The sequence below is a fragment of the Mycobacterium sp. genome (genome assembly GCF_035499775.1).
Taxonomy (GTDB): domain Bacteria; phylum Actinomycetota; class Actinomycetes; order Mycobacteriales; family Mycobacteriaceae; genus Mycobacterium.
The window spans coordinates 1-4,806 of record NZ_DATJYB010000091.1 but is presented as its reverse complement, the minus strand read 5'-3'; the positions used below and the strand labels follow the sequence as shown (position 1 = coordinate 4,806).

3 protein-coding genes and 2 pseudogenes are annotated in these 4,806 nt (G+C 64.4%); 2 read left to right on the top strand and 3 right to left on the bottom strand.

The window, feature by feature from the left end; translation table 11 throughout:
- Positions 1 to 276: pseudogene (locus VML93_RS05700) on the bottom strand (hypothetical protein); the annotation flags it as partial.
- A 73-nt stretch (positions 277 to 349) separates the two neighbouring features.
- Positions 350 to 1,738, bottom strand: coding sequence for an FAD-dependent oxidoreductase (locus VML93_RS05695; protein WP_325608546.1), 1,389 nt, complete (start codon positions 1,736 to 1,738; stop codon positions 350 to 352).
- Positions 1,739 to 1,796: 58 nt separating this feature from the next.
- Here VML93_RS05695 and VML93_RS05690 point away from each other — a divergent pair, with 58 nt between their 5' ends.
- Positions 1,797 to 3,308 carry an amino acid permease gene (locus VML93_RS05690; protein ID WP_325608544.1) on the top strand — a complete coding sequence of 504 codons (1,512 nt, stop codon included), beginning with the start codon at positions 1,797 to 1,799 and terminating at the stop codon, positions 3,306 to 3,308.
- 65 nt (positions 3,309 to 3,373) lie between these two features.
- Here VML93_RS05690 and VML93_RS05685 read toward each other — a convergent pair whose 3' ends face one another.
- Complete coding sequence (locus VML93_RS05685; protein WP_325608542.1) at positions 3,374 to 4,309, bottom strand: NHL repeat-containing protein; 936 nt, start codon at positions 4,307 to 4,309, stop codon at positions 3,374 to 3,376.
- A 225-nt stretch (positions 4,310 to 4,534) separates the two neighbouring features.
- Here VML93_RS05685 and VML93_RS05680 point away from each other — a divergent pair.
- A pseudogene (locus tag VML93_RS05680) lies at positions 4,535 to 4,806 on the top strand (alkane 1-monooxygenase); the annotation flags it as partial.

The following is a 4,806-nucleotide window of genomic DNA, read 5'->3' as shown; positions in this document are numbered from 1 at the left end:
GGCGAACACCCGCGGCAGCCCGTCCAGCCGCCGCACGTACACACACGACACGATCTGCGGGTGCAGGCCCAAACTCACCCAGGTTTGCGCTTCGGCTTCGAAATCGGCGATCTGCTCCGGCGATGAAACCAACTCGGGGCGCGGGGTTTTCACCGCCAACTCCATGCCCCAGCCCCGGTGCCATACCCGATGCACCAAACCCATCCCGCCGGACTCGATCACCTGCCGCACTTCGTACAGGTCCTCGATGACTGCGCCGACCCGCCATTGCGACATCCACGCTCTCCTGCGTCAGTGGGGTTTTCACCACACATCATCTGACGAGCGGCTCAAGAAATCCTCAGGACGGCTACACCGCCGCTTTGGGGCGCGCTTCCCGGCGTTCCCGCCACCACAGCCGAATGTTGTGTCGCATCGCGCGGCCGATGATGCGCGGCGGCGGCACCATGTACAGGCTGTCCAGCAGTGAGAAGCGGCGCAAAAACCATTCGGCGAGAACGGAATCGGTTTCGGCGGCCCCGAGGAATTGGTCGAACAGCGCGCCCGACGGCCGCCAGTACCAGGGGATGGTCTCGGTTTCGGCGTGGTGAAAGGTGACGTCACCGATGGCGTTCATGGTCCACACCGGAAAGGTGGTCTTGGCGGTGGCCCGATTGAGTTCGGCGGCCACCTCGTCGTCGGGGAGTTCCAGTGCCCGGCGTAGATGACCGCCCTGCAGTGACGTCATCGTCATGCCCTGACCAAAGGTGGGGTTGAAGCTGACCACGGCATCCCCGAACGGAACGATCCCGGCCGGGAAGCGGTCCAACTTGTCGTAGCGGCGCCACCTGCTGACCGGAAACGCGTGAAACGCGGGTTCGCCGAAGGGTTCGGCCTTGGCCAGCGCGGCGCTGAAGTGGGCCGGCAGCAACTGGTCGGCCAGCGCCAGCATCTCGGGGAACGTCTTCGGTGGTTTGGCGTTGGCCACCCCGAAGGTGGTCAGCACCCAGGTGCCGTCCTCGTAGTGCAGCATGCCCAGCCCCAGCGACTCGTCGTGTGAGGCACCGGCGACCACCACCTTCTCCTGGATCAGGCCTTCGGGCATGCGGAATTGCTGGGTGGCGTAGCCGATGCCGATGTCGATGGCCTCTTCGATGGGGCGTTGATAACCCCACCGGGTCAGCCACACCGGCAGCCTGGTGCCCCGGCCGGCCGCGTCGACCACCAGGTCGGCGGCCACAAATTCGGAGTTGCCGTCACTGTCAGGGTCCAGCAGCACGCCGGTCACCCGCCGGCGGACAGGGTCGAACCGCGGCTCCAGGACGTGGCGCTGCACGACGTCCACGTTGTCGATGTCGAGGACCCGTCGCCGCAGCTGCCATTCCAGGTGCGGCCGGCTGGGCACGTAGGCGGTGAATTTGTCGCGCAGGGTTTGCCCTGTCCCCAGGACGTGGCCCGCGGCGCCGAGGTAGATGCAGTCCGGCCGGTTCTCCAGGATCGGCACGCCCGCGGCCACCATGTCTTGCAGCAATCCGGGGAAGAGGCTCTCGAATTCGATTGCGCCACGGGCCATCAACATGTGTAGGTGCCGGTCCTGGGGGACCGCGGCGCGGCTGGCCGGGGCGCCCGGCAGGTCGTCTCGCTCGAACACCGTCACCCGGGTGTAGTGGTCCGAGAGCACCCGCGCCGCGCACAATCCGGCGATGCTGCCCCCGATGACGACTGCGTGGTCTCTCGCGTTTTCCCCGTGAACGCGCATCAACGCGAGGTTACTCGGTACTGTGCGCTCACAACCAGTGTGATGAAAGGACGGGCAAATGGCCGGTCGATTGCGCACAAAGTCGGTCGAACAGTCGATCTCGGACACCGACGAGCCAGGTAAGCGGCTAAAAAAGGACCTCACCTGGTTGGACCTGGTGGTCTTCGGAGTCGCGGTGGTGATCGGCGCCGGGATCTTCACAGTTACCGCATCCACCACCGGCGACGTCACCGGCCCGGCCATCTGGATATCGTTCATCATCGCGGCGATCACCTGCGCGCTGGCGGCGCTGTGTTACGCGGAGTTCGCCTCGACGCTGCCGGTGGCGGGCAGCGCGTACACCTTCTCCTACGCGACCTTCGGCGAGTTCATAGCCTGGATTATCGGCTGGAACCTGTTGCTGGAGTTGGCGATTGGTGCGGCCGTGGTGTCCAAAGGCTGGTCCAGCTACCTGGGTTCGGTGTTCGGATTCGGCGGTGGCACGGTCAACATCGGATCGGTGAATCTGGACTGGGGCGCTCTGGTGATCGTCGGAGTGGTGGCGACATTGATCGCCCTGGGCACCAAGTTGTCATCAAGGTTTTCCGCGGTGGTCACCGGCATCAAGGTGGCCGTGGTGCTGCTGGTCATCGTGGTCGGCGCGTTCTACATCAAACCCGAGAACTATTCACCGTTCATCCCCAAGCCGGAGGCCGGAGCCGACATCAAAGGCATCGAACAGTCGGTGTTGTCGCTGCTGACCGGAGCGCACAGCAGCCATTACGGCTGGTACGGCGTATTGGCCGGGGCGTCGATCGTGTTCTTCGCATTCATCGGTTTCGACATCGTCGCCACCATGGCCGAGGAGACCAAGAATCCGCAGAAGGACGTCCCGAAGGGGATCCTGGCGTCGCTGGCGATCGTGACCGTCCTCTACGTCGCGGTCTCCGTGGTGCTGTCTGGCATGGTTTCCTACACGAAGCTCAAGACCGTCCCCGGGCGCCCGCACGCGAACCTGTCCACTGCCTTCGCCGAAAACGGGGTGAACTGGGCCAGCAAAATCATTGCCGTCGGAGCATTGGCGGGGCTTACCACGGTGGTGATGGTCCTGATGCTCGGGCAATGCCGGGTGCTCTTCGCGATGGCCCGAGACGGCTTGCTGCCGCGGGGCTTGGCAAAGACGGGTTCACGCGGCACCCCGATTCGGATCACCGTGCTGGTCGCGGTGGTGATCGCCATGACGGCATCGATATTCCCGATTGCCAAGCTCGAAGAGATGGTCAACGTCGGAACGCTGTTCGCGTTCGTGCTCGTCTCAGCCGGCGTCATCGTGCTGCGCCGGACGCGGCCCGACCTGCCACGGGGCTTCCGGGCGCCATGGGTTCCATACCTGCCGATCGCCTCGATCCTGGCGTGTGTCTGGCTGATGGTGAACCTGACCGCGCTGACCTGGGTCCGGTTCGTTGTCTGGCTGGTGGTCGGCACCCTGATTTACGTCGGCTACGGGCTGCGGAACTCGGTGCAGGGCAAGCGGCAGGCCGGACAGATCGACAAGGAACCCGATCCGGACACGACGACCGCGGTCGCGTAGGCCGGATCGACGCCCTGACCGGCTGCACGCGTGGGTCCCTGGGGTGAATCCTCGGCTTCTGGACGCTATCCGGTGGACAGTTTCAGCACCCGGTTGTTGTCTTTGTCGGCGACGTACACGTCTCCCGCACTGTCCAGTGCGAGACCGACGGGGTAGTGAAGACCAGTGAACGGCAATACGACTTGCGTGGTCGCACCGGCCGGCAACTTCAACACCCGGTTGTTGTCGCAGTCGGTGGCATATACGTTGGCTGCGGAGTCCACCCCCACCCCACACACGCCGCGGATGCCGGTGAACGGCACCTCGACAGGGGCGGTCGCACCAGCGGCCAGCTTCATTACCCGCGGTGGGTAGTAGTCAGTCAAATACACGGTGCCAGCGGTATCCACCGCCAAGCCGCCGGGGTTGTTGAGGTCGCCGAAGGGCAACTCGGTTGGGCTGGTCGCACCGGCGGCCAATTTCACGATTCGCTTGTTGCCCCAGTCGGTGACATAGACGGTTCCCGCCATGTCCACGGCGATTTCGGAGGGGTCCTTGATGCTGGTGAACGGCAGCTCGATTGGTGCGCTGGCTCCCGCCGGCAGCTTCCACACCCGGTTGCCGCGGCCGCCAGCAACGTATACAGAGCCAGCGCGGTCAACGGCCACCCCGCCGGGGTAGTCAAGGCCGGTGAAAGGTAGCTCTATCGGTGTAGTGGCCTCGGCCGGCAGTTTCAACACCCGATTATTGCTGGCGTCGGCGACATAGACCGCACCCGCGGTGTCCACCGCCACACCGACGGGGTCCTTCAGATTTCCGAAGGGCAGCGCGCTCTGGCGGGAAGTCGGCGATGCTGAGGCGGACGGGCCAGGGGGCGGCGTCTGGCCAGAAGACTGGGAGGACGACCCGGATGCAGGCTGGGAGCCCCCGCCGGACTGGCATCCCGTCGGCACACCGGCGATAAGAAGGATTGCGGCGGCGGCGACGATGATTTTCGGTGGATACGTCCACCGGTTAGCCACGAATTCAGCGTAAACAGTTTCGTCCTTGACAACCAGAGTCGCGGCCAGTGTCGGCACCCCGGAACGTTCTGAGCCCAGCCTCCCGCGCGAGCCAATGCGAAGCCGCTGGCAAGCACAGCCGACTCGCCATCGCTTTACAAAATGGTATCTCATGTCTAGACAGAAGACGCAAGCGCCTATATTGTCAACCAGGAACGTGGTGTGACACACAAGGAGGTTTGGCATATGACCACACAAATCAGTCCGGAAGTACTCGAAGCCCCCACCGAATGGCGGGACAAGAAGCGCTATCTATGGCTGATGGGGCTCATCGCCCCGACGGCGTTGTTCGTGATGCTGCCGATCATCTGGGGCATGAACCAGCTCGGTTGGCACGCCGCCGCGCAGGTGCCCCTGTGGATCGGTCCGATCCTGCTCTACATCCTGCTGCCGGCACTCGACCTGTTTTTCGGGCCGGACGGGCAGAACCCGCCCGACGAGGTGATGGAGCGGCTGGA